At 65.9% G+C, this 22,152-nt stretch carries 21 protein-coding genes and 1 pseudogene; 14 read left to right on the top strand and 8 right to left on the bottom strand.

Annotation, left to right across the window (positions count from 1 at the left end; all coding sequences use genetic code 11):
* Positions 1–29 precede the first annotated feature (29 nt).
* Both ACIGJC_RS21605 and ACIGJC_RS21600 read right to left on the bottom strand, forming a co-directional pair.
* Complete coding sequence (locus tag ACIGJC_RS21605; protein WP_483714220.1) at positions 30–1,553, bottom strand: UxaA family hydrolase; 1,524 nt, start codon at positions 1,551–1,553, stop codon at positions 30–32.
* A gap of 7 nt (positions 1,554–1,560) precedes the next feature.
* Entirely contained in the window at positions 1,561–2,580 is a 1,020-nt protein-coding gene (locus ACIGJC_RS21600; RefSeq protein ID WP_483714219.1) for a tripartite tricarboxylate transporter substrate binding protein, read from the bottom strand.
* 131 nt (positions 2,581–2,711) lie between these two features.
* Here ACIGJC_RS21600 and ACIGJC_RS21595 point away from each other — a divergent pair, with 131 nt between their 5' ends.
* From ACIGJC_RS21595 to ACIGJC_RS21580, 4 genes and pseudogenes are all read left to right on the top strand, one after another.
* Positions 2,712–3,665, top strand: coding sequence for a LysR substrate-binding domain-containing protein (locus ACIGJC_RS21595; protein ID WP_483714218.1), 954 nt, complete (start codon positions 2,712–2,714; stop codon positions 3,663–3,665).
* Between the two features lie 77 nt (positions 3,666–3,742).
* A pseudogene (locus ACIGJC_RS21590) lies at positions 3,743–3,976 on the top strand (DUF2249 domain-containing protein); the annotation flags it as partial.
* A 163-nt stretch (positions 3,977–4,139) separates the two neighbouring features.
* Entirely contained in the window at positions 4,140–5,279 is a 1,140-nt protein-coding gene (locus tag ACIGJC_RS21585) for a 3-deoxy-7-phosphoheptulonate synthase (protein WP_483714216.1), read from the top strand.
* A gap of 214 nt (positions 5,280–5,493) precedes the next feature.
* Positions 5,494–6,588, top strand: coding sequence for a branched-chain amino acid aminotransferase (locus tag ACIGJC_RS21580; protein WP_483714215.1), 1,095 nt, complete (start codon positions 5,494–5,496; stop codon positions 6,586–6,588).
* Positions 6,589–6,617: 29 nt separating this feature from the next.
* On the opposite strand, the gene ACIGJC_RS21575 is transcribed toward ACIGJC_RS21580, so the two are convergent.
* The gene (locus ACIGJC_RS21575) at positions 6,618–7,370 is read right to left on the bottom strand and encodes a sulfite exporter TauE/SafE family protein (protein ID WP_483714213.1); all 753 of its coding nucleotides are present in this window, start codon (positions 7,368–7,370) and stop codon (positions 6,618–6,620) included.
* 351 nt (positions 7,371–7,721) lie between these two features.
* Between ACIGJC_RS21575 and ACIGJC_RS21570 the strand changes: the two genes are divergently transcribed.
* The 9 genes from ACIGJC_RS21570 to ACIGJC_RS21530 all read left to right on the top strand — a co-directional run bounded on the left by ACIGJC_RS21570 (position 7,722) and on the right by ACIGJC_RS21530 (position 17,791).
* Positions 7,722–9,161, top strand: a complete 1,440-nt coding sequence (locus tag ACIGJC_RS21570) for a cytochrome ubiquinol oxidase subunit I (protein WP_483714211.1) — start codon at positions 7,722–7,724, stop codon at positions 9,159–9,161.
* Between the two features lie 4 nt (positions 9,162–9,165).
* Positions 9,166–10,173, top strand: coding sequence for a cytochrome d ubiquinol oxidase subunit II (gene cydB, locus ACIGJC_RS21565; protein ID WP_483714210.1), 1,008 nt, complete (start codon positions 9,166–9,168; stop codon positions 10,171–10,173).
* Positions 10,173–10,316: a DUF2474 family protein gene (locus ACIGJC_RS21560; protein WP_483714209.1), complete on the top strand. Its 144-nt coding sequence runs from the start codon at positions 10,173–10,175 to the stop codon at positions 10,314–10,316. The genes cydB and ACIGJC_RS21560 overlap by 1 nt, the downstream gene beginning before the upstream one ends.
* A gap of 161 nt (positions 10,317–10,477) precedes the next feature.
* Complete coding sequence (locus ACIGJC_RS21555) at positions 10,478–12,514, top strand: alkaline phosphatase family protein (RefSeq protein WP_483714208.1); 2,037 nt, start codon at positions 10,478–10,480, stop codon at positions 12,512–12,514.
* 41 nt (positions 12,515–12,555) lie between these two features.
* A complete protein-coding gene (locus ACIGJC_RS21550; RefSeq protein ID WP_483714207.1) occupies positions 12,556–12,762 on the top strand; it encodes a hypothetical protein in 207 nt (68 codons plus the stop codon).
* A 50-nt stretch (positions 12,763–12,812) separates the two neighbouring features.
* Complete coding sequence (locus ACIGJC_RS21545; RefSeq protein ID WP_483714206.1) at positions 12,813–14,954, top strand: phosphocholine-specific phospholipase C; 2,142 nt, start codon at positions 12,813–12,815, stop codon at positions 14,952–14,954.
* Between the two features lie 109 nt (positions 14,955–15,063).
* The gene (locus ACIGJC_RS21540) at positions 15,064–15,951 is read left to right on the top strand and encodes a LysR substrate-binding domain-containing protein (RefSeq protein WP_483714205.1); all 888 of its coding nucleotides are present in this window, start codon (positions 15,064–15,066) and stop codon (positions 15,949–15,951) included.
* Between the two features lie 68 nt (positions 15,952–16,019).
* Complete coding sequence (locus ACIGJC_RS21535; protein WP_483714497.1) at positions 16,020–17,042, top strand: M14 family zinc carboxypeptidase; 1,023 nt, start codon at positions 16,020–16,022, stop codon at positions 17,040–17,042.
* Complete coding sequence (locus ACIGJC_RS21530) at positions 17,039–17,791, top strand: alpha/beta fold hydrolase (protein ID WP_483714204.1); 753 nt, start codon at positions 17,039–17,041, stop codon at positions 17,789–17,791. Before ACIGJC_RS21535 ends, ACIGJC_RS21530 begins: the two co-directional genes overlap by 4 nt.
* On the opposite strand, the gene ACIGJC_RS21525 is transcribed toward ACIGJC_RS21530, so the two are convergent.
* From ACIGJC_RS21525 to ACIGJC_RS21505, 5 genes are all read right to left on the bottom strand, one after another.
* The gene (locus ACIGJC_RS21525) at positions 17,781–18,344 is read right to left on the bottom strand and encodes a TetR/AcrR family transcriptional regulator (RefSeq protein ID WP_483714203.1); all 564 of its coding nucleotides are present in this window, start codon (positions 18,342–18,344) and stop codon (positions 17,781–17,783) included. The two genes, ACIGJC_RS21530 and ACIGJC_RS21525, sit on opposite strands and share 11 nt — an antisense overlap.
* Before the next feature lie 208 nt (positions 18,345–18,552).
* On the bottom strand, positions 18,553–19,062 hold the full coding sequence (locus ACIGJC_RS21520) for a copper resistance protein CopQ (RefSeq protein ID WP_483714202.1): 510 nt from the start codon (positions 19,060–19,062) through the stop codon (positions 18,553–18,555).
* Positions 19,063–19,473: 411 nt separating this feature from the next.
* On the bottom strand, positions 19,474–20,040 hold the full coding sequence (locus ACIGJC_RS21515) for a TetR/AcrR family transcriptional regulator (RefSeq protein WP_483714201.1): 567 nt from the start codon (positions 20,038–20,040) through the stop codon (positions 19,474–19,476).
* A gap of 172 nt (positions 20,041–20,212) precedes the next feature.
* Positions 20,213–20,344 carry a hypothetical protein gene (locus ACIGJC_RS21510; RefSeq protein ID WP_483714200.1) on the bottom strand — a complete coding sequence of 44 codons (132 nt, stop codon included), beginning with the start codon at positions 20,342–20,344 and terminating at the stop codon, positions 20,213–20,215.
* Positions 20,345–20,403: 59 nt separating this feature from the next.
* Positions 20,404–20,877, bottom strand: a complete 474-nt coding sequence (locus ACIGJC_RS21505; RefSeq protein ID WP_483714199.1) for a copper resistance protein CopQ — start codon at positions 20,875–20,877, stop codon at positions 20,404–20,406.
* Positions 20,878–21,243: 366 nt separating this feature from the next.
* Between ACIGJC_RS21505 and ACIGJC_RS21500 the strand changes: the two genes are divergently transcribed.
* Positions 21,244–22,119, top strand: coding sequence for an alpha/beta hydrolase (locus tag ACIGJC_RS21500; protein ID WP_483714198.1), 876 nt, complete (start codon positions 21,244–21,246; stop codon positions 22,117–22,119).
* The last annotated feature ends 33 nt before the right edge of the window (positions 22,120–22,152 follow it).

Genomic DNA, 22,152 nt, shown 5'->3' with positions numbered 1-22,152 from the left:
AAGGTGCAAAACAACGGCGGATACAGCGGTCAGCTGACGATGCCCATGTGCCAGGGCACGAACTCGTTGTCGCCCAGCCCCAGCAGTTCGCTCTTGGTCGGCTGCCCGGACGCGGCCTGCAGGATATGTTCGAAAATGCGCTGCCCCATTTGCTCGATCGTCAGCACGCCGTCGACTACCAGCCCGCAGTTGATATCCATGTCCTCCTGCAGGCGGGTGTACATCGGGGAATTCGACGCGAGCTTGACGGTGGGCGCCGGCTTGGAGCCGAACATCGAGCCACGGCCCGTGGTGAAGCAGATCAGATTGGCGCCACTCGCAATCTGGCCAGTCACGGCCACCGGATCGTAGCCCGGTGAATCCATGAAGACAAAGCCGGCCTTGTCGATCGGCTCGGCGTATTCGTACACCGCCTGCAAAGGCGTAGTGCCGCCCTTCATGGCCGACCCGAGCGACTTCTCGAAGATGTTCGCCAGGCCGCCCTGCTGGTTGCCGTGGCCGACCACGCCATTGAACTGGGCGTTGTGCCCGGCGGTGTAGCGCTCCCACCAGGCGAGGCGGTCGAGCAGCTTCTGGCCGACTTCCGGCGTCACCGCGCGGCGCGTCAGCATGAATTCGACACCGTGGATCTCCGGCGTCTCCGACAGGATCGCGGTGCCGCCGTGGCGCACCAGGATATCCATGGCCGCGCCCAGCGCCGGGTTCGCGCTGATGCCGGAAAAGCCATCCGAGCCGCCGCATTCCAGCCCGATCTTCAGGTGGCTGGCCGGCACGCGCTGGCGCACTGCCTGGTTCGCGGCCGGCAGCATCGATGCCACGGCGCGGATGCCGGCCTGGATGGTCTCGCGCGTGCCGCCGGCGTCCTGCATGACGAGCGTGTGCATGGCCGCGCCCGGTTCCAGCCCCTGTGATTCCACCAGCCCGGCCACCTGGTTGCGCTCGCAGCCCAGCCCAACGATCAGCACGCCAGCCAGGTTCGGATGCCGCGCATAGCCGGCCAGCGTCCGGCGCAGCACGTCGAAATGCTCGCTTGGCGACGACATGCCGCAGCCGCTGGTCTGCGCAAAGGCCACCACGCCATCGACGTTCGGATAGGCTGCCAGCCGCTGCGGCGTGAAATGCGCGGCGATCTGCCGGATCACCGTCGACGAGCAGTTCACCGACGACAGGATGCCGATGAAGTTGCGCGTGCCGACGCGGCCATCGGGGCGCACGAAGCCCATGAACGTGGCCCGCTCGGCTTCGGGCACGTAGTCGATTGCGCGGACGTCCTGACAAAAGCCAGGATCACGGTAGAAATCCACCAGCTTGAGGTTGTGCGAATGCACGTGCTCGCCCGCCGCGATGTCGCGCGCTGCAACGCCGATCACGGTGTCGTACTTGCGCACCGGCGTGCCGGCGGCAATGGCGCGGGCAGCGATCTTGTGGCCGGCCGGAACCTGCGCGCGCACGCGCAGTGCCGGGTCGGACAACTGCTGCCCCAGCGCCAGCTCGCTCCTGGCAATCAGGACGTTGTCGTTCGCATGCAGCCGGATGACGGGATTCGTTTTCACTTGGCAATCAACCTTGCTGCAGCAGTTCCTTGAGCCTCAGCTTCTGGATGAGCCGGGTTTCCTGGGCGTAGACCGTTGCCACGTACTTCTTGTAGTCGGGGCCATCGAGATACATCACGGGCGCGTCCAGGCGCGCCGCCACATTGTGGAACTCGGTGCTCGCGACCGCGGCACGGAAGGCGTCGCGCAGCTTCTTTTCCACGGCAGGCGGCAACCCCTTCGGCGCGCCGATACCGTTCGGCGCCTCCACCACCACGTCGTAGCCCAGTTCCTTCAGCGTCGGCGTGTCCTTGAAGCGCGTGGCGCGCTGCTCGCCCCAGGTGGACAGCAAGCGCAGCTTGCCGGCCTCGACATGCGGGGCCCACGAACTGGAATCGGCCAGCAGGTCGACCTGTCCGGCCAGCACATCCTGCAGCGCCGCGGCACCGCCCTTGTAGGCAATGGCGTTGAACTTCACGCCGGCCGCCAGCGCGAACTGCTCCATGCCCACATGCGTGGCGCCGCCGATGCCTGCATGGGCATAGGTGATCCGGCCCGGATTGGCCCTGGCCGCCGCCACCACGTCCTGCATGGTCTTGAAGCGCGAGTTGACCGGCACGGCAATGCCGAAGGTCTGCCCGGACGTCCGCGCCAGGTAGGTCAGCTCGGTGCGCGGATCGAGCTGCAGCATGCCGAGCTGCGAGAAGCGCGTGACCGAGATCGGAATCTGGCCGATGGTGTAGCCGTCAGGATTGGCCCGCGCCAGTGCCTTGGTGCCGATCATGCCGGACGCGCCCGCGCGGTTCTCGACCACGATCGACTGTTTCATGATGCCGGATGCCACCTGGCACAGGGCACGCATCGACTGGTCCGCGGTCCCGCCAACGGGCCACGGGCAGATGAACGTGATCGGACGCTCGGGATACTCCGCCGCGGCAGCCTGCGCCGCGCCGGGCAGCAGCATGCCGGCGGTACCCGCGGCAGCGGCCGCCGCACCGCCGACGAGCAGCTGACGACGCTTCGGATTGAAGGGGAGTCCTTGGGTCATGTGGGGTGTCTCGGTTGTTATGCGGCGGAGGGTCCGACCGCGCTGTGCCGTGCATTGTGTTCCCGACAAACATAACAATCCAATCACAAACTGGCATTGCTTCATAACATAATAGTTATGTAGAATCGGGCATGGCCAACATCGATCGCGCGCTGCGCTCCAACATCAAGTTACGCCACCTGCAACTGCTGGTGGCGCTCGACGAATTCCGGCACCTGGGCCGCACGGCGGAATTCCTGTCCGTCAGCCAGCCGGCCGTTTCGCGGGTGCTGACCGAGGTCGAGAAGATGCTAGGCATGGCACTGTTCACGCGCTCCACGCGGGGCACCGAACCGACCGCGGCCGGCGAATCGCTGGTGCGGTTTGCGCGCTCGGTGCTGGCGCAATACGAGCAGACGCGCGACGAAATCGCGGCCGTGGAAAGCGGTGCGTCGGGGCGCATCCGCATCGGCTCGATGGGGGCGGCGCTGCCGGCCTTGCTGGCGCGCGCGGTTGGCATGCTCAAGCAGCGCTCGCCGCGCGCCACCGTGCTGATCGAGGAAGGCGACCTGCCCCACCTGCTGCCCAAGCTGCGCCTGAGCGAACTGGACCTGATCGTGGGCCGGCTGGAACCTGGCTACGCCGCGCCCGACCTGCTGGCCGAAGCCTTGTATGCCGATCCCATGGTGGCCGTGGTCAGGCGCGGGCACCGGCTCACGCGCAAGGCCAGCGCGGGCTGGCGCGACCTGGCGGAGGTGCCGTGCGTGCTGCCGCCGCCGTGGGCCTCGCTACGGGTCAAGATCGAGCAAGCTTTCCACCAGCACGGTCTGCATCCGCCGCAGGACGTGATCGAATCGTCGTCCTACCTTGCGCTGGCCACCTTTGCCGTCGAACGCGATGCCGCGGGCTTCATGGCGCGTTCCGCCGCGCAGGCGCTCGAGGCCGAGGGCCGCGTGCGGATCCTCGCCATGGAGGTGCCGGTCGAACTGCCGCCGGTTGGCGTCATGACCTTGCGCGAACGCCCCCTGACCAGCAGCGCGGTGCAGATGATCGACTACCTGCGGCGCGCAGCGGCGGCGTTGAAGCCATCCGGCGGCGTGTCGTGAATCGTTGCGCCAGGTCAAATGCAGCGGGCAGCGCCCCGGTAAGCTGCTACGCCTTAGCCAATCAGCGAGGAATGACCATGAGCACGGCCCACACGCCCTTCCTGTTCGACGCCAGGGGCATTTCGAAGCGCTTCCGCCATGCCGCCATCTTCGGCGCGCTGGAATCCCTGGGCGACGGGGAAACCATGCGCTTCGTCAACGACCACGACCCGCAGCCACTGCTGGAACAACTGCGCCAGCGCTACCGCAACCAGATTCAGATCGAGTACGTCCAGCGCGATCAGGAGGCTGTGGTGATCGATTTTGTCGTCCACCCCTTCAAGGCCGAACAGGCAGCCGGGGGCTCCTGTGGCGGCGGCTGTGGCTGCAGCGGCGGCTGACACCAGCCGATTGACGCTTGCATGGCCCATGCCTTCCGGCAGACCGGCCACTAGGGCTACCATACCGCTTTGCCCCGATCATCGAGCGCACGCCATGCAAGATCCGCAGACCTCTACTCACAGCACGGCCGAGGGCTGGCCAAGGCCCTCGGACCGCACCAGCGTATCGGACGACGCCCGCGTCGACGATATCATCCCGTTGCCGCCGCCTGAACACCTGATCCGGTTCTTTCCCATCAACGGTACGCCGGTTGAATCGCTGGTCACCACCACGCGGCAACGCATTTCCCGCATCCTGCACGGCGAGGATGACCGCCTGCTCGTCATCATGGGGCCTTGCTCCATCCACGACCCGCGCGCCGCGCTCGACTACGCGCAGCGGTTGATGGCGCAGCGCGTTCGCCACGCCGCGACGCTGGAAATCGTGATGCGGGTGTACTTTGAAAAGCCCCGTACCACGGTCGGCTGGAAAGGCCTGATCAACGACCCGTATCTTGACGAAAGCTACCGCATCGACGAGGGACTCCGCATGGCACGCCATCTCCTGGTCGACATCAATCGACTCGGCCTGCCGGCGGCGGGCGAGTTCCTGGACGTGATCTCGCCTCAATACATCGGTGACCTGATCAGCTGGGGCGCCATCGGCGCGCGCACCACGGAAAGCCAGATCCACCGTGAACTGGCATCGGGCACCTCGGCGCCGATCGGCTTCAAGAATGGTACCGACGGCAATATCAAGATCGCGATCGACGCAATCCAGGCCGGCTCGCGTCCGCACCATTTCCTTGGGGTGCACAAGAACGGGCAGGTCGCGACGGTACACACGCGCGGCAATCCGGACTGCCACGTCATTCTGCGCGGGGGGAAAACCCCGAACTATGACGCCGATTCCGTGGAAGCCGCCTGCAGGGAACTCGAAGCGGCCGGCCTTGACCGGCGCCTGATGGTCGATTGCAGCCACGCCAACAGCAGCAAGCAGCACCAGCGCCAGGTCGACGTCGCGCGCGACGTGGCGCAACAGGTCAGCGGCGGCAGCCGCTCGGTCTTTGGCGTGATGGTCGAGAGCAACCTGGTCCCGGGCGCGCAAAAGTTCACGCCGGGTCAGCACAACCCGAGCGAACTGACCTACGGCCAGAGCATTACCGACGCCTGCATCGGATGGGAAGACTCCGTCGCAGTCCTCGACATGCTGGCCGATGCAGTCACGGCGCGGCAACAGAAGACAAAGTCCTGATCCTTGCCGCTCCGATGCGCGCAAGACCACGCGCATCAGGCCCAATCGACTCGATGCTGCACCGCACCATCGAGTTACACTTCTCCCTGTTCCCGGACGAGAGGTCGGTTATGCGTCGTTATCGCCGCTTTTTCGCCTGAACCCGGGACTCTATCTTGCACGCATTGCATCGGAAATCCGGAATCTCCATCCGAAGACGAAGAGACACAGAAACATGAGCGCTGACAACCAATTGCAGTTCACCGTGGAACGTCACCCCAATCCCACGCCGGCCGACAAGATCGCGGCCGCGCTGGTCGACCCCGCCTTCGGACGCGTATTCACCGACCACATGGTCACGATCCGCTGGACCGAAGGCCGTGGCTGGCATGACGCCAAGGTGGAAGCGCGCCGTCCGTTCCAGATCGACCCGGCCTGCGCCGTCCTGCACTACGCGCAGGAAATCTTCGAAGGCATGAAGGCTTACCGCGGCGCGGACGGCAAGATCTCGCTGTTCCGCCCGCAGGAAAACGCCAAGCGTTTTCGCGCCTCGGCCGCCCGCATGTCGATGGCCGACTTGCCGGAAGCCGATTTCCTGCGCGCCGTGGAGGCGCTAGTGGACATCGACCGCGACTGGATTCCCGGCGGCGACGGCAGCCTGTACCTGCGTCCGTTCATGTTCGCCAACGAGACCTTCCTGGGCGTGCGTGCCGCGGCCGAGTATGTGTTCTGCGTGATCGCGTGCCCGGTCGGCCCGTACTTCAAGGGCGGCAAGTCGGCCGTCACGGTGTGGGTATCGGACCAGTACACGCGTGCGGCGCCCGGCGGCACCGGCGCGGCGAAGTGCGGCGGCAACTATGCCGCCAGCCTGATCGCTCAGACCGAAGCCTCGCAGAAAGGCTGCGACCAAGTCGTTTTCCTGGACGCCGCGGAACACCGCTGGATCGAGGAACTCGGCGGCATGAACGTGTTCTTCGTCATGGACGACGGCTCGCTGCAGACCCCGCCGCTGTCCGGCACGATCCTGCCCGGCATCACGCGCGCGTCGATCATCGAACTGGCTCGCCGCGAAGGCCTCAAGGTTTCCGAAACCCCGTACGCGTTCGAAGCATGGCAGGCTGATGCCAAGAGCGGCCGCGTCAAGGAAACCTTCGCATGCGGCACCGCGGCCGTGGTCACCGCCATCGGCACCGTGCGCCATGCCGGTGGCGAATTCACGATCGGCGACGGCGGCGAAGGCGAAGTCACGCGCCGCATCCGTTCGCTGCTGACCGGCATCCAGCGCGGCAAGGAAGCCGACACCTTCGGCTGGGTCCACCACATCGCCTGAGAACGGTGCCCTGCCCCGGACTGACCGGGTCAGGGCCGGGCCAGCAGCAGCGTCAGCGAGGAGCCCAGCAGGACCACGCCTGACGCCGTCAGCAGTGTCAGCACGATCTTGCGGAATGCGGCCTCGCTGATGCCCAGGTACACCCGGGCGCCTAGCAGCGACGGAATCAGCATCGCCGGCGCCACCACCAGGAACATCGGCAGCATGTCGCGCGTGACGATGCCCTTGCCGACATAGGTGGCCATGGTCACCGCCAGCGTGGCCAGGTTGAAGTTCTGGATCACCGCGCGCTGCTCATCCTTGTCGAATCCGCGCAGGGTGCACCACAGCGTGGGAATTACGCCGGTAAAGCCGCCGATCCCTCCCATCACTCCACCCGCCGCTCCAGCCACGCCATCTGCCAGTCGCCCGCCGTGGGTAATTGCCGGCAAGCGCTGCGCCACCAGCATAACGGGGCACCACAGCGTCAGGAAGGCACCGAACACGGCCTTGAACAGCTGGGCATTCAACGCCGGCAAGATCGCCACGCCAAGAGGAATGCCGACCAACCCACCCGCCACGAACGGCCACAAGCGGCGCAGCGACAGGCCGCGCCGGACCGAAAACGCTGACAGAAGCTGCCCGGTCAGCGCGCCGAATACCGTCATGGCCGACGCCATGCGTGGCTCGATGGTCCAGGCCCAGAAGGACATGGCGACCATGCCGAAGGCGAACCCTGAAAGGCCCTGCACGAAGCCGGCAACGGCTGCGCCAAGGATGACAATGATCAGGGTGAAGTCCATGCGGGCAGCGATCGGCCGAAAGCGGAAAGTTGACGAATATGCCCTTTTTGTCGCGCGTTGTCACGGCCTGCATCTGATACGGTCTTTTTCGCATCCATTGCTTCTGTTTTCCGGGCGCACGCACGCTTAGCATCGAACCGTGCGGCAAAGGCGCGGAGCCGTCCTGCGACGATATGTCGCCCGGCGTCCGGCGCCCTTGCCGGCACATGGCGGCGCATGCGGCGTACACTACGCTCACCGCACGCGCCAACGGCCCGCGCCCCTGGCGCGCTGTCGGCCAATCGCCACGCCTGACGGGCATGACGGTGCAGCCGACGACGTGCAAAGGGCCAGCGCCACGGAGAACAAGACATGTTTGGCTTCACCGGGCTCGAACTCGCCCGTATCCAGTTCGGCTTCACCATTTCCTTCCACATCATCTTTCCGGCCATCACCATCGGCCTGGCCGCGTATCTCGCGGTGCTCGAGGGCTGCTGGCTGCGTACGCAGCGACCGGTCTACCGCGACCTGTACCACTTCTGGTCGAAGATCTTCGCGGTCAATTTCGGCATGGGCGTGGTGTCGGGACTCGTCATGGCGTACCAGTTCGGCACCAACTGGAGCTTTTTCTCCGAGTTCGCGGGCAGCATCACCGGCCCGTTGCTGACCTATGAAGTGCTGACCGCGTTCTTCCTCGAGGCCGGTTTCCTTGGCGTCATGCTTTTCGGCTGGAACCGCGTCGGGCCCGGGCTGCATTTCTTCGCGACCGTCATGGTCGCGCTGGGCACGCTGATCTCGGCGACCTGGATCCTGGCCTCCAACAGCTGGATGCAAACCCCGCAGGGCTACGAAATCATCAATGGCCGTGTCGTGCCGACCGACTGGTTCCAGGTCATCTTCAACCCGTCGTTCCCCTACCGCCTGGTGCATATGAGCGTGGCAGCCTTCCTCGCCACGGCACTGTTCGTCGGCGCATCAGGGGCGTGGCACCTGCTGCGTGGCCGCGACAACCCCGCCATCCGCAAGATGCTGTCGATGGCGATGTGGATGCTGCTGATCGTTGCGCCGATCCAGGCCGTGATCGGCGACATGCATGGCATCAACACGCTCAAGCACCAGCCGGCCAAGATTGCCGCGATGGAAGGCCATTGGGAAAGCCACGGCGAGCAGGGTTTCCCGCTGCTGCTGTTCGGCTGGCCCGACATGGAGCGTGAGGAAACCGGCTTTGCCGTGGGCATTCCGCGCCTGGGCAGCCTGATCCTCACGCACAGTCTCGACGGACAGATCAAGGGCCTGAAGGAATTCGCGCCGCAGGACCGGCCCAACTCCACCATCCTGTTCTGGTCATTCCGCGTGATGGTCGGGCTGGGCGTGCTGATGATCCTGCTGGGCCTGTGGAGCCTGTGGCTGAGACGCGGCAAGCGGCTGTTCCAGTCAAGGCCGTTCCTGCACGTGGCGCTGTGGATGGGGCCGGCGGGACTGGTCGCGATTCTGGCGGGCTGGTTCACCACCGAGATCGGGCGCCAGCCGTGGGTCGTCTACGGCCTGCAGCGCACCGCCGATGCCGTCACGCCGCACAACGTGCCTGAACTCGCGCTGACGCTGGGCCTGTTCGTGGTGTCCTACTTCTTCGTGTTCGGCGTAGGCATTGCCTACATGCTGCGACTGGTGCGCAAGGGCCCGGTGATCGACGAGGGCTCGCAGGAACGCCACGGCGGCCCGGGCCGCGAACATACCCCCGCACGCCCGCTTTCGGCCGTCGAGGACGACGATGTGATGGCGCCCAACCAACCCGCTCGCAGCAGGAGCTGACACCATGGGCATCGACCTTTCCCTTCTCTGGATCCTCATCATCTTCTTCGGCGTGATGATGTATGTCGTCATGGACGGCTTCGACCTGGGCATCGGCATGCTGTTTCCGTTCATGCCGGATCGTCATGACCGCGATGTCATGATGAACACCGTCGCCCCGGTCTGGGATGGCAACGAGACCTGGCTGGTCCTCGGTGGCGCGGCCCTGCTGGCAGCGTTCCCGCTGGCCTATGCCGTGGTGCTGAGCGCGCTCTACCTGCCGCTCATGCTGATGCTGCTGGGCCTGATCTTCCGCGGCGTGGCGTTCGAGTTCCGCTTCAAGGCCAATGACCGCGAGCGGCCGGTATGGGATGCGGCCTTCATCGGCGGCTCGCTCACCGCATCGTTCTTCCAGGGCGTGGCGCTGGGCGCGTATATCGACGGCATCCGCATGGAAGGCCACCGCTTTGCCGGTGGTCCGCTGGACTGGCTGGCGCCCTTCCCGCTGTTCTGTGGCGTGGGCGTGGTCGTGGCCTACACGGTGCTGGGCAGCACATGGCTGATCATGAAGACCGAAGGCGGCCTGCAGCAGCGCATGGTGCGGCTGGCCGGCACGCTGGGCTGGCTGCTGCTGGCCGTCATCGCGATCATCAGTGTGTGGACCCCGCTCACGCATCCCGGCATTGCCGAACGCTGGTTCCGCCTGCCGAACCTGGTGTGGTTCTCGCCGGTGCCGCTGCTGGTGGTGCTGTGCGTGTTGGGGCTGATGCGTTCGCTGCGCCAGTCGCACCATATCGCACCGTTTCTGTACGCGCTGGGCCTGGTGTTCCTGGGCTATACGGGCCTTGCCATCAGTGTCTGGCCGAACATCATCCCGCCCGGCATCTCGATCTGGGATGCCGCCGCGCCGCCGCAGAGCCAGGGCTTTGCGCTGGTGGGCGCGCTGTTCATCATCCCGTTCATCCTGATGTACACGGTGTGGGCTTACTACGTGTTCCGCGGCAAGGTACGTCACGGTGAGGGGTACCACTGATGGCCACGTACCTGGCCCGGATACCGCTCTGGCTCAGGCGCGTCGGCTGGCTGGTGCTGATCTGGGTCGCCAGCGTGGCCGCGCTCGGCGCCGCGGCCTGGCTGCTGCGGCTGCTTATGGCCGGGGCCGGCTTCCACCGCTGATCCGCTGCGCGGCTTTGTCTGCAATGCCTGCAAGAATCCGAATGCCGCCATCAGGATTCTTTGCCTCCCTGTCACTACGGTGACAACGCCTGCTTTTACTCTGCCTGCATCCCGCGGGGCATGCCCCGCGCATAACAAGCGATCAGACAGGGGAGTAGAGCATGGCATGGATTCTTGCTCGGCCGGGGCGTCGCAGGCAAGCCCTCAGCCTGGCCATGGCGTGCATTGCGGCCGCCACGCTGGCCGCATGCGGGGGCGACGGCACGCAAGCGCCGGCCGCCGAACCCGCCGATTCGGGCAACACGCCCAATCCGGCGGCGCCGGCAACCAGCAAGGTGCTGCTGATCGGCGTTGACGGCGCCACGTATGAACAGGTGCAAGGCGCCATCCTGCGCCGCGAGCTGCCCAACCTGGCGCAGCTGAACCTGGTCCCCGCCGCCACCGGCGGCATGCCGGGCACCATCACCGCGCAGCCGACGCTGGATGCGCCCAGCTGGGCCACGGTACTCACCGGCAGCTGGGCCAACCGCCACGGCGTGACGGACGACACCGGCACGGTTGCTCCCCAGGCGCCGAGCGTTTTCCGCTACTTCCGTACCGGCGCCAAGGCCGGCACGCAGCTTGGCGGCGCGATCAGCTCGGCCGTGGTGTCGCCCTTGCTGACTGGCGAACGCGATGCCGGCGCCATGGATACGCTGGTTGACTGCGCCGGCGCCGACAGGTGCGTGACGCAGAACAGCGTGAAGCTGGTGCAGTCCGGCTACGGGCTGGTGTTCGCGCAGTACAGCGCGCCAGCACTCGCGGCCGAGTCCGACGGCTTCGGCGCGGGCAGCTACGCCACGGCGCTGGCCGGCTTCGACCAGGCGCTGGGCCAGTTGCTCGCTGCCGTGGCAGAGCGCCGCAAGACGCAGCCGAACGAGGACTGGCTCGTGATGGTCACCACCAGCCACGGGCTCGACGCCACCGGCGCCACCACGTCGGTTCCGACCGTCGAGAACCGCACCGCCTTCATCGCGATGAACAAGCCGCTGAACCCGGCCCTGGCCAGTTCCGGCAGCGCGGCACCCGTCACGCCCGCCGACCTGTCGGCACTGCCGACCGAGGCCGACATTGCCCCGACGTTGCTTGGGCACGCCGGCATTGCCATCGATGCCAGCGCCAACCGCTTCGACGGCATGCCGCTGAACGGCACCGGCGCAGGCGTACGCGGTATCCGCATGGCGGTGGGCCGCTACAACGATTCGATCGAGCTGACCTGGCAGAACGCCTCGGCCTCAGCCGGTGAAACGCTCGTGCTGCGCGACGGCGTGCAGGTCGCCCGCCTGCCGGCCGGCGCCACGCAATACGTCGACAACGCCTTCGACCTGCCCACCGGCCTGTACCGCTTCAACTACACGCTGGTGCGCAACGGCGTGCCGGTGTCCTACCTGGCCCAGATCAATTACGTGAAGCCAGTACCGCTGGCCACCACGCTGCGCAACAACCTGGCCACCTACTTCAGCCTGGACAGCAAGCCTGCCGTCGACGCCAAGGCCAGCGCAACGCTCGGCCCGTGGGTACCGGGCACGGACGGCGGCTCGCTTGTCGACGACAACTTCGGCGCCAGGGGATTGCGTGTCGATTCCAACGTCGATGCCTACCAGCTCGTGCAGAACGGTGCAGACATCGCGCTCAGCCCGCACTTCACCATCGGCTTCTGGTTCCGCACCGATTGCACGCAGGGCAACGGCACCGGCGAGCCCATCCTCTCCAACAAGAACTACACCTCGGGCGCGAATGCCGGCATCGCCTTCGGCCTGTTCGGCAGTTGCGAGGTCCGCTTCAACATCGGCAGCGGCGGCAAGCGCGACGACATCAACGGCATGAAGGTGTCCGCCAACCAGTGGGCGTACCTCGCCCTATCCGTCGATACCGTGGCCAAGACGTTCAGCGGCTACATCATCGACCCCGTGCTGGGCCTGCAGAAGGTCCAGAACAAGGCCATCGCGTCGACCGACGTGACCAAGCTCAACGGCCTGGCCACCAAGACTTGGGGACTCAATGACGATGCCACTCACAACTATGTGGCAAACAACGCCGGATCGCTCAAGGGCGTGATGGCCTTCAACGACCTCGCAATGTGGACGCGGGTGCTGACCCTGGACGAACTGAAATCCATCACTGCGTCGCGCCAGCCGCTGTCCAGCCTCAACCCATGACCCGCTCCATCCACGGCCCAAGCATCCCGGAGAACCCCATCATGAACCGAATCCTGCGCGCAGCCACGCGTCCGCACTGGATGGCCGCCCTGCTGATGTGCGCGGCGCTGTCCGCCTGCGGCGGCAGCGATGACAACACCGCAAACGGCACGCAAACACCGACCGCTGGCTCGCAGACGCCGAGCGGCGGCGACAACGGCATCAACCAGCCGCCTGCCGTCAAGCCTGCCATCCGCTGCGCGCCTTGAGCGAACGCAAGCCCGCCGACCATCGTGAACCTATCCGGCTACAGAACGACATGACCGCCAACAGCAGAAGCAGACGCAGTTTCCTCAAGCTTGCCGGCACCAGCGCCGCGGCCACCGCCGCGCTGGCTGCCTTCCCGCCTGCGATCCGCCGTGCGCTGGCCATCCCGGCCAACAATGCCACGGGCACGATCCGCGACGTCGAGCACGTCGTGATCCTGATGCAGGAAAACCGCTCGTTCGACAACTACTTCGGCACGCTGCGCGGCGTGCGCGGCTTCGGTGACCGCTTCCCGATCCCGCTCGCGGGCGGTCTCAATGTCTGGCAGCAGACCTACGTCGGCAGCACCACGCGCACGGTCCTGCCGTATCACCTGGACAGCACGGCCGGCAACGCTCAGCGCGTCAGCGGCACCCCGCATACCTACCCCGATGCGCAGAACGCGTGGGACCTGGGCCGCATGAACAAGTGGCCGACCTACAAGAATACGCAGTCGATGGGCTATTACACCGAAGCCGAGCTGGACTTCCAGTTCGCGCTGGCCAATGCCTTCACTATCTGCGACGCCTACCACTGCGGCTTCCATGGCGGCACCAACCCCAACCGCCTGTTCCACTGGAGCGGCACCAACGACCCGAGCGGCACGCACGGCGGGCCGGTCATCGACAACAGCGGCGACTCGTTCACGGGCTCCAATACGCCCTACACCTGGACAACCTATCCGGAACGGCTGGAAGCTGCCGGCGTGAGCTGGAAGGTCTACCAGAACATGCCGGACAACTTCACCGACAACCCGCTGGCAGGCTTCAAGCAGTATCGCGATGCCAACCTCGCGCGCGGCAATGCGGCCAACGGCAGCCCCTACCCCGCCTATGCCAGCAGTGACGACGCCATCAATCCGCTGATCAAGGGCATCTCCAACACGATGCCCGACGGCGGCTTCCTGCAGGCCCTGCGCGACGATGTCGCGGCCGGCAAGCTGCCGCAGGTGACGTGGATCGTCGCCCCGGCCAACTACTCCGAGCATCCCGGGCCTTCCAGCCCGGTGCAAGGGGCCTGGTACACGCAGGAAGTCCTGAACGCGCTGACGGCGAACCCCGAGGTCTGGAGCAAGACGGTCCTGCTGATCAACTTCGACGAGAACGACGGCTTCTTCGACCATGTGCCGCCGCCATGCGCGCCGGCCTATGAGAACGGCGTGCTTGCCGGTGCCTCGACGGTTGCCACGGAGGGCGAATACCACGTCGACCAGAAACCCTACGGCCCCGGGCCGCGCGTGCCGATGTACGTGGTCTCGCCATGGAGCCGCGGCGGCTGGGTCAATTCGCAGGTGTTCGACCATACGTCGGTGCTGCACTTCCTGGAAGCCCGCTTCGGCGTCAGGGAAACCAACGTCACGGCCTACCGGCGTGCCGTGGCCGGCGACCTGACGTCTGCGTTCAACTTCGTCAGCCCCAACTCTGCCGCACTGCCGTCCTTGCCGAGCCGCGACAAGGCCGGCGCCGACGCCATCCGCAATGCCCAGGGCGCACTGGCGCAGGTGCCGCTGCCCTCCGCGACGGCGCAGCAGATGGCCGCGCAGGCAACAGGCACGCGCCCCTCGCGCGCCTTGCCGTATGAACTGCATGTCAGTGCCCGCGAGGATGCCGCCGGTCGGCTGGTGTGGCTGCTGTTCAGCAACACCGGCAAGCAGGCCGCGGTCTTTCATGTGTATGACCGCCTGCACCTGGACCGCGTGCCGCGCCGCTACCTGGTCGAGCCCGGCAAGGAGCTGGACGGCAGCTGGGATGCCTTTGCCAGCGACAGCGGCAAGTACGACCTGTGGGTGCTTGGCCCCAACGGCTTCCACCGTGCTTTCAGCGGCGATGTGAGCACCGTCTCGGCCCCGTATGCCAGCGCGCCGGAGATCCGGGTCTGCTACGACATCGCCAACGCCGCGGTCTACCTGACGCTGATCAACACCGGCAGCGGCCCCTGCACCTTCACCGTCCAGCCCAACGCCTACCGCACGGACGGCCCGTGGACTTACGAGATCCCCGCAGGCAAGCAGCTTGAGCAGCACTGGCCCGTGGGATTGCAGGGTAACTGGTACGACTTCACCGTGAGCACGGCCCAGGGCGGGTTCTCGCGGCGCTTCGCCGGACGCCTGGAAACCGGTGCCGACAGCGTGTCCGACCCGGCCATGGGGACCTGAACCCCGCCCTTCACCAGGGAAAGCGTAGCGGTACTGTCACATTGCGCCGCTAGACTGCGCGGTCGACCGGTGCCTGCGCGCCCGCTACCTTTCCCTGCCCTCTTATCCCATGCTCGGCGACCTTCTCACGACCTTCTTCGAAGTGGCACGCCAGGGCAGCATTACCACGGCTGCCAGGCAACTTGGCGTGAGCCAGCCCACGGTCACGGCGCGCATCCGCCAGCTGGAGGATGCCTATGGCGTGGAGCTGTTCTATCGCCGTGCGAGCCGGATCGACCTGAGCGACGTCGGTGTCGCGCTGATGCCGGTGGTGGAGCAGCTGATGCAACAGGAAAGCAATGCCGACTATCTGCTGCGCAACGCCGGGAACCTGCGTTTCGGCAACCTGCGCATTGGCGCAACCGGCCCCTACTACATCCTGCGCAGCGTGGCCGCGTTCCGGCAACGCTTCCCGGCGGTCGAGGTCAGCATCGGGATCGGCAATTCGCAGCAGATGATCGAGGCGCTGCTGGAGTACCGCATCGACGCCGCGGTCTCCTCGCACGCCGTCGAGGATGGCAGGCTGGCGCGTACCCGCCTGGCTTCCGATCCGATGGTGCTCGTGGTCCATGCGGACCACCCGTTCGCGCGGCTGCCGCATGTCGATATCGCCCGGCTCGCCGAATGCCACCTGCTCGTGCGCGAGCATGGTTCGATGACCCGCCAGGCCACCGAGGCGGCGCTGTCCGCCTGCGGCCAGGAGCTGCCGCGCCATATGGTCATCGGCAGCCGCGAGGCCATCTACGAGGCCATCCGGCAGAACCTCGGCGCGAGCGTCATGCCCGCCGGCGAGGTGCCGCGCGACCCGACGCTGCGCATCGTGCCGTTTGCGCAGCGCCCGCCCATCCTGCATGAATACCTTTACTGCCTGGAAAGCCGACGCCATACGCGCCTGGTGGGCGCCTTCCTGGAATGCGTGAAAGCCGTGGCGCCTGACCCGCAGGCACAGGCCGCCTGAGCGATGCGGGGCGCGCCCTGCCCGGCGGCCACGTGGCCGCCATGCCGCCCAGCGCCTATATTGGTGCCATGAGCGAGCACGCCGCTTTTGCCGAATATGAACAGCTGCTGGGCCTGCTGGATGCGGGCAGCCGCGTGCTGGACGCGCGCGCGGTTTGCGAAACCTCGGTGCGCGGCCATCGCTTCTCGGTCTATGCGGCCACCGTCGGCGCCACGGCACCCGACGCGCCGGCAATCGGCATCTTCGGCGGCATTCACGGGCTGGAGCGCATCGGCACGCAACTCGTGCTTGACTACCTGCGTTCGCTGCTCTGGCGCCTGGAGTGGGATGAGTTGCTGCACGAGGAACTGCAGTCGGTGCGGCTGGTCTTCATGCCCATCGTCAACCCGGGCGGCATGTGGGCCGCCACCCGCGCCAACCCCAACGGCGTCGACCTGATGCGCAATGCGCCGCAGGACGCCGACGCGCGCGTGCCGTTCCTGGCCGGCGGCCAGCGCATCGGCGCCTGGCTGCCATGGTTTCGCGGCCAGGCGGGTCGCCCGATGGAAGCGGAAAGCCAGGCCTTGCTGAGGGTGGTGCAAAGCGAGCTGCTGTCGCGGCCGCTCAGCTTCGCGGTGGATTGCCACTCGGGCTACGGCTGGCGCGACAGCATCTGGTTCCCGTATGCGCGCACGCACCGCCCCATGCCGCACCTGCCCGAGATGTACCTGCTCAAGACCATGTTCGAGCAGGCGCACCCGCACCATGGCTACGCTTTCGAGCCACAGAGCCACCAGTACCTGCTGCACGGCGACCTGTGGGACTACGCGTATGACCTCGCGCCACCGGAGAACCTCTTCCTGCCGATGACGCTGGAGCTGGGGTCGTGGCTGTGGATCAAGAAGAATCCGCGGCAGCTGTTCTCGCGCGATGGCATCTTCAACCCGATCAAGGCACACCGCACCGCGCGGGTGCTGCGCCGCCATGTGAGCCTGTTCGATTTCCTTGGCCGCATCGCCTTTGCACCGCAGCGCTGGCTGCCGACCGGCGAGCGCCGTATAGCCTTGCAGGAGCAGGCCCGAGCGCACTGGAACCGGCGGCCGAATCCATGACGGACTGGGTATTCCTGCGCGGCCTCACGCGCGAAAGTCGGCACTGGGGCACGCTGCCCCAGCGATGGCAGGCGGCCGGGCTCGGCACGCCGCTGACGCTGGACCTGCCCGGCAATGGCACGCTCTGCCATGAAATATCACCAGCGAGCGTCCGGGGACTCGTCGCGTCGGTCCGGGACAGCATGAGACAGGCAGGACAGCTGCGACACTGCCGGGTGCTGGCGATGTCGCTGGGTGCGATGGTGGCGGCGGAATGGGCGCGCCGGTTTCCCGACGAGGTGGCCGCGCTGGTCCTGATCAACACCAGCATGCGGCCCTTCAGCACCATGACGCAGCGCCTGCGTCCAGCCAACTGGCCTGACTTGCTGCGCATGGCCGCCGCCTGGGAGAACCGGGACTATTGTGAACCCGCCATCCACCGGCTGACCTGCGCACGCGGCGATGCGAAAGAGGCCGACATCCAGGCGTGGAGGCAAATTGCAACAAGCGCGCCAGTCAGCCGAAGTTCGGCGCTACGGCAACTGCTGGCGGCTGCGCGTTACCGCGCCGATCGACGGCCGCCCTGCCCGTCCATCCTGCTGATCGCTTCGGATGCGGACCGTCTGGTCGACCCGGTCTGCTCCGCCCATCTGGCGCGCACGTGGAAGGTGCCGCTGCTACGCCACCCATGGGCGGGTCATGACCTGCCGCATGATGATCCCGACTGGCTGTGCGACACGGTGGCGCGCCAGCTCGCGCTTACGGCATGACCCCGGCCAGCACGGCCGCGGCAGCCTCGAGACGCTCATGCGTGCCGAACAGCCGTGCGGCCATGAGCCCGTTCTGCAGCGAGCCGTAGACCACTTGGGCCAACTGCGCGGGCGGCACCGGATACGGCTTGTCGCGCAGTGGCTGGGCGCGTTCGAACAAGCCGGTCAGCCACGTCTCATGCATGTGAACGTACTCGCGCATCGTCGCGCGCACCGGCTCGGAGAGCGACAGCACATCGGCCGACAGCATGCCCACCAGGCAGGCCTGATCGGTGCCGAAGGCCGTGCGGACCGGCTCCAGGTATTGCCGGGCCTGTTCCGCGGGGGGCAGCCGGGTGTCGATCGCGCGGATGCGCTCCTGGACGCGGGCGCTGTATTCACGCACCGCCTCGAGCACGAGATCGTCCTTGGACGGGAAATAGTAGTGAATGCTCGAGGTCTTGACGCCCACCAGTTCGGCGAGGTCGCGATAGCTGAAGCCATTGAAGCCCTTGCGACGGATCAGCACCAGCGTGTGCTCGATCAGCTGTTCGCGAACGGATAGTGTTTTCATGGCTTCAGACCCCTTGCAATGGACTGCCGGTCAGGCCGGCAGCGTCTGCGCGAGTAGCGTGATGAGTGAACCGCTGAAGAGGCAGAGCCCCACCCATCCAACCAGTATCAGCGCGCTGTCACGCAAACTCATGATGTTCCCCTTGGGAGCGGGCGGCGTACCGGCCGCTGAGAATGTCAGTTGGCCGGCCACAGGCCGGCCGCTCTGGTCAGGCGAGTGCGCCGTCGGTGTACGGGTCGAACTTGCCGACCCTGGCGCCGTCCAGGTACGGGTCAGCGCTGCGTGCGGGCGATGCCGAGACACCACGCGTATCGAGACCGGCTACCGTGCGCGCGCCGTCGGTGTACGGGTCGGTCTTGCCGACCTTGGCACCGTCCAGGTACGGATCAACGCTGCGTGCCGGCGTAGCCGAGACACCACGCGTATCCAGCCCGGCTACCGTACGGGCACCGTCCGTGTACGGGTCGGTCTTGCCGATTTTGGCACCGTCGGTGTACGGGTCAGGCTTGCCGACGCGTGCGCCATCGGTGTACGGGTCGAACTTGCCAACCTTGGCGCCGTCGGTGAATGCATCGACCTTGCCGACGCGGTAGTTGTAGCCATAGGTGTCGCCGGCAGAACCGCTGCCGCTCGGTGTGGCGGCCTGCGCGAGGCCAGTGGCGAGTGCGGCGGCAAGGGTGGCTGCAGTGATAACGGTCTTGGCGAACTTGGCATTCATGATGGGCTCCTGGGCTGGCGACCTCCCGGTAGGCGTCGCCTGGTTTCGGTTCAATCTCGGGTCCTCTTTTGATCGCACATCTACTAGTAGATAGATAATCTGATTCAAAAAAAGACCGTCTTCACGGTATTGCGATGGTCCCGTTGCAGGGCCGGCTTTTTTTTTCCTTGCCGGTGCAGCAGCGCTTCCATGAGCTAAATACTATCTACTACTAGGTAGATAGTCAAGGAAAAAGATTCCTATCGCACCGATAGGCAACCCACGATGGCTCAAACCTCTTGTTAAATAACGATATGGACGCCCTCAAGCGCCAGCGGGGCGGCCTTGCATCGATGCCCATTCCCGCAAACAAAAACTGCCATGCAGCATTCGCCACATGGCAGCTTTACGCCGGGCTATCTGACGTAGGCGTTAACCGGCTACGGCAGCCAGCAGGGTATCCGCGGCAGATTCGACCCGGTCGGACGTACCGAACAGGCGCGCCGAAATCAATCCGCTTTGTAGCGAACCGAACACGACCTGTGCCAGGCGCGCAGGCGGCACCGGGAACGGCGTCGTCCGTTGCGGCTGGGCACGTTCCAGCAAGCCAGTCAGCCACCGCTCGTTCATCAGGAAGAAAGTCTGCAGCAATTCGTGGACGGACTCGGGCAGGCACAAGGTCTCGGCCGACAGCATGCCGCACAGGCAGATCTGGTCCGAACCGCAGCTGGCGCGGAAGGGGGCCAGGTAGATGGCGGCCTGCTCGGTCACGGGCAGCGTGGTATCGATCGACCGCAGGCGTTCGGACATGGCCGCGCTATATGTCTTGACGGCCTCCAGGACGAGATCGTCCTTGGTCGGAAAGTAATAGTGGATGCTCGACGTCTTGACGCCGACCAGTTCGGCCAGGTCCCGGTAGCTGAAGCCATTGAAGCCCCGGCGCCGAATCAGGACGAGCGTGTGCTCGAGCAGTTGCTCTCGTACGGTTTGCGTTTTCATGAGGCCAGTTTATCTACATGAAGATAGACGCTCAAGGAGAACGCCTGAAGGCGCGGGTAATCCCTTAGGACCGGTGCCGGGAGACCCGTGAACCTGGATTTGCCGATGCCCCGACGGACACAGCCCCGGCGTAACCGGGGCGTGCCATGGTAAATCGGTTCAATCAGGCGGCTTAACCTGGCAGGACCTGCGCGGCGAAGGTGATCATCGAGCCACTCGTCACGCAGACCAGCAACCATCCGCCGAGCAGAAGGATACTGTCACGCACATTCATGATGGACTCCATTGCGGCCAGCCAGGTCATGCATGGACCTGGCCTCCGTGGCGAAAAAAAGCCGCCGGCCTGCTAGGGCCGGCAGACGTTCAGGCGAGCGCGCCGTCGGTGTACGGGTCGAATTTGCCAACCTTGGCACCGTCCAGATACGGATCCGCGCTGCGGCCCGGCGTGGCCGATACGCCGCGTGTATCCAGACCCGCTACAGTGCGGGCACCGTCGGTGTACGGGTCGAACTTGCCAACCTTGGCGCCGTCCAGGTACGGATCAACGCTGCGCGCCGGCGTGGCCGACACACCGCGCGTATCCAGACCCGCTACAGTGCGGGCGCCGTCCGTGTACGGGTCGGTCTTGCCGACCTTGGCACCATCAGTGTATGGGTCGAACTTACCAACCTTGGCGCCGTCGGTGAACGGATCGGTCTTGCCGACGCGGAAGCTGTAGCCGTACTTGTCGCCGGCGAAGTGGCTGTCGCGCGGGCCCGAAGCCTGGGCGACACCGCTGGCGAGCGCGGCGGCAAGGGTTGCGGCAGTGATGATGGTCTTGGCGAACTTGGCATTCATGATGGGCTCCTTGGCTGGCGACCTTCCCCTGGGGCGTCGCGGAATCGGTTCTCTGCTGGGGTCTCTCTTCGATCTCGCATCTACTAGTAGATAGATGACCTGACCTAAAAAAAGACCGCTTTCACGGTATTGCGATGGTCCCGTTGCAGAACCGGCCTTTCTTTTCTTTGCCGGTGGAGCAGCGCTTCCATGACCCCAATGCTATCTACTACTAGGTAGATAGTCAAGGAAAAACTTTTCTATCGGCCCGATAGCTGATGTTCCGATGACGGGCGAGCCTGTGCAGGTCGATCGCCTCACACTTCTGGCTGTGCCAATTGCGCGACACCTGATAGCCTTGACGGGCATCCGAGCACACCGGCAACCATGCAGCCTCCTCGCCATTCTCCGCTTCCCCGCTGGCTGGCCAGTACGGCCGGCATTGCCGTATTGGCCGGGCTTGCACGCCACCTGCTGTTCCGCGCAGTCGAAGGCGAGGCGTTCGTCACGCCTAGCATTGCGCCCCCGGGGCCCGATCAACCCGATGCCACGCTGCGACACAGCACCTTTCGCAGCGGCGCCCGCCTGCTCCATGCCGCTTACGCGCCTGCGGAACACGGGCAGGCACCGGCGCTGATGGTGTGCCACGGCGACGACGAATGCCTGTCCGACTGGGCGCCCGTGCAAGCCATGCTGGCGCATTCTGGCATCAGCAGCTTCATATTCGATTACAGTGGCTACGGCGCGAGCAGCGGACGCCCCAGCGTCAGGCACCTGCGTGAAGACGCACGCGCGGCCTATCGAATGTTCCGGGCGGCAACGCCGGACGCAACGCGGCACTACGTTCTCGGCCACTCGCTGGGGTCCGGGGTGTTGCTGGATGTCGCGCGGGGGTTCACGCCGGCCCCTGACGCGATGATCATCGGCTCGGGTTTCAGTTCCGCGCGTGCCGCCGCCGTCCAGACCGGCCGTGTGCCCGCGCGGCTGGCGTGGCTGCTGCCGGATCCGTGGAACAACGCGGCGCGCCTGCGCCGGATCGGATTGCCGCTGATGCTCGTGCACAGCCGCGACGACCAGGTCCTTCCACTGGCCCATGCGGAACGTCTTGCGCAGGCGGCTGCGAATCTTCAGGAACTGGTCTTGTTTGATGGCATGCCGCATGACGCGGCTATCCTGGCCGAGCACATGGAGGCGTACTGGGCGCCCGTGATCGCATTCATGCTTGGCCGCAGGGACCGCCTCGATCGGGGCCCGACAATCTAACCGAGTCTGCGCATCGCGGCAATCATCCTTGTG

Source organism: Cupriavidus sp. C3SS-1, assembly GCF_057073755.1.
The sequence above is the reverse complement of the archived record's forward strand: the minus strand, read 5'-3'. Positions and strand labels throughout refer to the sequence as shown.

Coding starts and splice junctions, on each gene's coding strand:
- ACIGJC_RS21595 (WP_483714218.1), top strand. CDS start 2,712: ATGGCCAACATCGATCGCGCGCTGCGCTCCAACATCAAGTTACGCCAC.
- ACIGJC_RS21500 (WP_483714198.1), top strand. CDS start 21,244: ATGCAGCCTCCTCGCCATTCTCCGCTTCCCCGCTGGCTGGCCAGTACG.
- ACIGJC_RS21580 (WP_483714215.1), top strand. CDS start 5,494: ATGAGCGCTGACAACCAATTGCAGTTCACCGTGGAACGTCACCCCAAT.
- ACIGJC_RS21540 (WP_483714205.1), top strand. CDS start 15,064: ATGCTCGGCGACCTTCTCACGACCTTCTTCGAAGTGGCACGCCAGGGC.
- ACIGJC_RS21550 (WP_483714207.1), top strand. CDS start 12,556: ATGAACCGAATCCTGCGCGCAGCCACGCGTCCGCACTGGATGGCCGCC.
- ACIGJC_RS21600 (WP_483714219.1), bottom strand. CDS start 2,580: ATGACCCAAGGACTCCCCTTCAATCCGAAGCGTCGTCAGCTGCTCGTC.
- ACIGJC_RS21530 (WP_483714204.1), top strand. CDS start 17,039: ATGACGGACTGGGTATTCCTGCGCGGCCTCACGCGCGAAAGTCGGCAC.
- ACIGJC_RS21575 (WP_483714213.1), bottom strand. CDS start 7,370: ATGGACTTCACCCTGATCATTGTCATCCTTGGCGCAGCCGTTGCCGGC.
- ACIGJC_RS21585 (WP_483714216.1), top strand. CDS start 4,140: ATGCAAGATCCGCAGACCTCTACTCACAGCACGGCCGAGGGCTGGCCA.
- ACIGJC_RS21535 (WP_483714497.1), top strand. CDS start 16,020: ATGAGCGAGCACGCCGCTTTTGCCGAATATGAACAGCTGCTGGGCCTG.
- ACIGJC_RS21545 (WP_483714206.1), top strand. CDS start 12,813: ATGACCGCCAACAGCAGAAGCAGACGCAGTTTCCTCAAGCTTGCCGGC.
- ACIGJC_RS21570 (WP_483714211.1), top strand. CDS start 7,722: ATGTTTGGCTTCACCGGGCTCGAACTCGCCCGTATCCAGTTCGGCTTC.
- ACIGJC_RS21520 (WP_483714202.1), bottom strand. CDS start 19,062: ATGAATGCCAAGTTCGCCAAGACCGTTATCACTGCAGCCACCCTTGCC.
- ACIGJC_RS21515 (WP_483714201.1), bottom strand. CDS start 20,040: ATGAAAACGCAAACCGTACGAGAGCAACTGCTCGAGCACACGCTCGTC.
- ACIGJC_RS21505 (WP_483714199.1), bottom strand. CDS start 20,877: ATGAATGCCAAGTTCGCCAAGACCATCATCACTGCCGCAACCCTTGCC.
- ACIGJC_RS21525 (WP_483714203.1), bottom strand. CDS start 18,344: ATGAAAACACTATCCGTTCGCGAACAGCTGATCGAGCACACGCTGGTG.
- ACIGJC_RS21555 (WP_483714208.1), top strand. CDS start 10,478: ATGGCATGGATTCTTGCTCGGCCGGGGCGTCGCAGGCAAGCCCTCAGC.
- ACIGJC_RS21560 (WP_483714209.1), top strand. CDS start 10,173: ATGGCCACGTACCTGGCCCGGATACCGCTCTGGCTCAGGCGCGTCGGC.
- cydB (WP_483714210.1), top strand. CDS start 9,166: ATGGGCATCGACCTTTCCCTTCTCTGGATCCTCATCATCTTCTTCGGC.
- ACIGJC_RS21510 (WP_483714200.1), bottom strand. CDS start 20,344: ATGACCTGGCTGGCCGCAATGGAGTCCATCATGAATGTGCGTGACAGT.